The 4,224-nt window shown below is 71.3% G+C and carries 3 protein-coding genes; 2 read left to right on the top strand and 1 reads right to left on the bottom strand.

Going from position 1 to position 4,224, the window contains the following annotated elements; genetic code table 11:
- On the top strand, positions 1–1,717 hold a 1,717-nt coding region (locus tag B7P34_RS35215), incomplete at its 5' end, for an ATP-binding SpoIIE family protein phosphatase (RefSeq protein ID WP_106682199.1).
- Between the two features lie 58 nt (positions 1,718–1,775).
- Here B7P34_RS35215 and B7P34_RS35220 read toward each other — a convergent pair.
- Complete coding sequence (locus tag B7P34_RS35220) at positions 1,776–3,074, bottom strand: MFS transporter (protein ID WP_106682200.1); 1,299 nt, start codon at positions 3,072–3,074, stop codon at positions 1,776–1,778.
- Positions 3,075–3,204: 130 nt separating this feature from the next.
- Between B7P34_RS35220 and B7P34_RS35225 the strand changes: the two genes are divergently transcribed.
- Positions 3,205–3,753, top strand: a complete 549-nt coding sequence (locus B7P34_RS35225; protein ID WP_106682201.1) for a MarR family winged helix-turn-helix transcriptional regulator — start codon at positions 3,205–3,207, stop codon at positions 3,751–3,753.
- The last annotated feature ends 471 nt before the right edge of the window (positions 3,754–4,224 follow it).

Here is a 4,224-nt window from a genome sequence, read left to right on the forward strand (position 1 = left end):
CGCGGCCGGCGGCTCCGTGCCCGCCGCCCGCGCCGAGGCCGGCCCGCCCGCGGCCCCCGCACCGGACGGCCCCGTCCCCACCCTCGACGGCCTCTCCGTCCACGACACGCTCGGCAAGGTCCCGGCCCTCGTCGCCGTCGTCTACGGCCCCGAGCACCGCATCGCCTACGTCAACGACGCCTACGCCGCCCTCTTCGGCCCCCGAGCCCCCGGCGCCTCCGCCCGCGAAGCCCTCCCCGAGCTCGCCGAACTCGGCCTGCTCCCCCTCATGGACCAGGTCCTCCGCAGCCGCCGCCCCCGTACGGTCAAGTCCCGCCGCGTCTCCGCCGACATCAACGCCGCGACGAACATCGCCACTGCCCGCACTGCCCGCACTGCCCCACCCGCCCCGGGCGACAGCACCCCCGTGGCCGACGTCCCCCACCAGGCCCCCGCCGCCGACGCCGAGAGCCGCCCCCGCAGCGGCTACTACACGTTCACCTGCTCCCCGATCGAGGTCGGCGCCACCGAGGCCAAACAGCCCGGCGTCCTCGTCTTCGCCGCGGACGTCACCGACCAGGTCGAGGCCGCCGAGCGGCTGCGCGCCAGCGAGCGCCGCCAGCGCGAGGCCGCCGTCACCCTCCAGCGCAGCCTCCTCCCGCAGGAGCTCGAACAGCCCGACGACCTGCGCGTCGCCGCCACCTACCAGCCCGGCGGAAAGGACACCGCCGTAGGCGGTGACTGGTACGACGTCATCACCCTCGGCGCCGGCCGCACCGCCCTCGTCATCGGCGACGTCATGGGCCGCGGAGTGCGCGCCGCCGCCGTCATGGGCCAGCTCCGCACCGCCGTACGGGCCTACGCCCGCCTCGACCTGCCACCCCACGAGGTCCTCCAGCTCCTCGACGGCCTCGCCGGCGAGATCGACGCCACCCAGATCGCCACCTGCATCTACGCCGTCCACGACCCCAACGAGGGCCGCCTGGTCTACGCCTCCGCCGGCCACCTGCCGATCCTCGTCCGCGACCCCGACGGCACGGTCCGCCGCGCCGCCGAACCCACCGGCCCGCCCCTCGGCACCGGCGGCTGGATGCACACCTCCGGCACCATGCCGCTGGGCCCCGGCTCCAGCGCCGTGCTCTACACGGACGGCCTCGTCGAGCGCCGCACCGAGGACATCGACGAAGGCGTCGCCGCCCTGGAGCGCGCCTTCGCCGGCGCCACCGGATCACCCCAGGTCATGTGCGACCGCCTGATCCGCGCCCTCGGCGTGACCGCCGACCACGACGACGACGTCGCCGTCCTCGTCCTCCAGCACCCCGCCCGAACCGGCCACGACGCCGAGCTCTTCCACAACGCCGCCCTGGAGCTCCTCGGCGGCATCGAGGCCGCGCCCCGGGCCCGCGCCTTCGCCTCGGGCGTCCTCGTCAGCTGGCGCTTCCCGACCGAGCTGCGCGACCTGGGCGTCCTCGCCGCGAGCGAGCTCGTCGCCAACTCCCTCCAGCACGGCACACCGCCCATGCGGCTGCGCCTGCGCCGCACCGACCGCCGGCTGATCATCGAGGTCACCGACGGCGACGACCACCTCCCGCGGCGCCGCCGCGCCGAGCCGGCCGACGAGGCGGGGCGCGGCATCTCGATCATTGCCACGATCGCCTCGTCCTGGGGCTCACGGCGCACGCCCGGCGGCGGGAAGGCCGTCTGGTGCGAGTTCGCCCTGCCGGCGGGGCACGGGTGACGAAAGAGAGGGAGGGCGCCCCGGGCGCCCTCCCTCTCCTCTTATATGCGTACGTACATCAGACGCGGACGGCTGTGCGCTCGCTCGTCGCCTTTGTCTCCGCCGGGCGGCGCTGTGTCCGCGCCACCAGCGGGTTGTCCTGCGCCGGGGTGAGCCGGCGGCCCAGCCGCAGCGCCAGGGTGGTGATGAGCAGGGAGCACGCGATCACCATGGCGATGTACGCCACGTACAGGCCGCCGCCCGCCATCAGACCGCCCACGGCCGGCCCGATCGCCAGCGCGAGCTGCTTCACGAGCGCGAACGCCGAGTTGTACTGACCGACCAGCCGCGCCGGCGCCAGGTCCGCCACCAGCGGCGCCACCGTCGGCGACAGCATCGACTCACCGATGCCGAAGAGCGCGTACGTGGAGATCAGCAGCGCGGTCGCCACCCCGTGCGCCCCCGGAACGAGCCCCGAGACCCCGGCGGCCACCCACGCAACGGTCCAGATGACACCCACGAGCGCCATGACCCGGCTGCGCCGGTGCCCCTCGACCAGCTTGAGGACCACGAACTGCGCCAGCACGATCGCCGCGGTGTTGGCGGCGAGCGCGATGCCGAGCGTCGCCGGCGAGATGCGGGTGACCTCGACCGCGAAGGCCGCCAGACCCGACTCGAACTGTCCGTAGCAGGCGAAGAACATCACGAAGCCGAGGACGCACAGCTGCACCATGGCCCGGTCACCCAGCAGCGTCCGCCAGCCGCCCTTCGTGCCCTCGTCCGTCGGGACCGCGTCGTCGACCCTGGGCGCCTTCGGCAGCCGCACGGTCGCCACGGCGACACCCAGCACCAGGAACATCGCCGCCTCGATCGCGAAGAGCCGCACGAAGCTGCCCGGGTCCGAGGTGTCCACGAGCTGCCCGCCGAGCAGACCGCCGAGGCCGAGGCCGAGGTTGTTCAGGAAGAACTGCATCGCGAACGCGCGCGACCGGGTCGTCGGCGTCGAGCACCAGACGATCATCGTGGCGAGCGTCGGCTGGATCACCGCGATACCGGCGCCCAGCGCCGCGGCGGCGGCGAAGACCAGCGACTCGCTGGACGCCAGCCCCATCCCCATCGACCCCACGGCGGCGGAGACCGTACCGGCGACGGCAACAGGCAGCGGACCCCGCCGGTCGATGACCCGGCCGACGAAGGGCAGCACGACCAGCGCGGACACGGCGAACGTCATGAGCACCAGGCCTGCGGTGCTCGCTCCGAGATCCCGTACCTGAGACACATAGATGAACAGGAACGGGACGGTGAAGCCGTTGCCGAACGCGCTCAGGGCGTTCCCCAGCTGGATCCGGCGCAGAGCTGCGCCCATCGCGGTGGTCACACTCACCTTCCTAGGTAGAGGTTGAGAGGCGGGACTGTCGAGGCCTGAAGACTTCAACAGTAAAGTTCGAAGCTAAAGAGTACATGTCGAAGGGCTTTAGCGCGAATCAGTTCGTGTCATACTGCCGGGCATGGCTGACACCCCCGGCGCCTCCGAGCCGAGCCTCGACGAACAGATCGCCGCTTATCAGCGCGAGTTCCAGGACCTCGACCCCCAGGTGGAGAAGGTTGTATCGGCACTCAGCCGCCTCAACCGGCGGATGAACGTCGCCTACGGACGCCAGACCGCCGAGCTCGGCATCAGCAACGCCGAGTGGGAGGTCCTCAAGGCCCTCGTCCTCGCCGGCGCCCCGTACCGGATGGGCCCCGGCGACCTCGCCAAGCGGCTCGGCCTCACCCCCGCCGCCATGACCCACCGCATCGACCGCATGGTCGCGGAGGGACTGGTGACCCGGGAGCGCGACGAGAGCAACCGCGTCCGCGTCATCGTCGGCATCACGGAGGAAGGCCGGAGCAAGTGGCTGGAGGCCATGCGGATGGCCACGGTCTTCGAGGAGGACCTGCTCCAGGACCTCTCGGGCGAGGAGCGCGGCCGGCTCGGCGAGATGCTGACCCGCCTGCTGCGCCGGGTGGAGGACGCCCAGCCGGACGCCGGCGGACGGCTGAGCGACCTCGACTGAGGGGCTGGTGGAGAGGGCCGAACGGTCAGTTGACACTCCTCTGACGGATGAGTAGTGTTCTCCGAGTTGTCACGGAGCCATGACGGTTCTGAGACAGCCACTCGAGCCGCACCGGCGGCACTCACCACTGCACGGCCCCTGAACGGGATGAATTTCGGCATGCCGGAATTCGGATCGGGAAGGCCCCAGGCTCCGATTAGGAGCCGCCGGGGAAATCCGCTAAAGTAGTGATCACGCCGGAAGGCGCGAAACAAACCCCGCTCCAACAGGGGGCCGGAAAAGTGATTCGGACCGACTGCTTCATTAAGAAGCGGGGGGAACGGAAAACGGATCTGGTAAGGTTGGAAACACCGAAGGGAAGCGCCCGGAGGAAAGCCCGAGAGGGTGAGTACGAAGGAAGCGTCCGTTCCTTGAGAACTCAACAGCGTGCCAAAAGTCAACGCCAGACTATAAAATACCCCGTCTCCGGTC

Origin of the sequence: Streptosporangium nondiastaticum (assembly GCF_003011965.1) — a bacterium.
GTDB lineage: Bacteria > Actinomycetota > Actinomycetes > Streptomycetales > Streptomycetaceae > Streptomyces > Streptomyces nondiastaticus.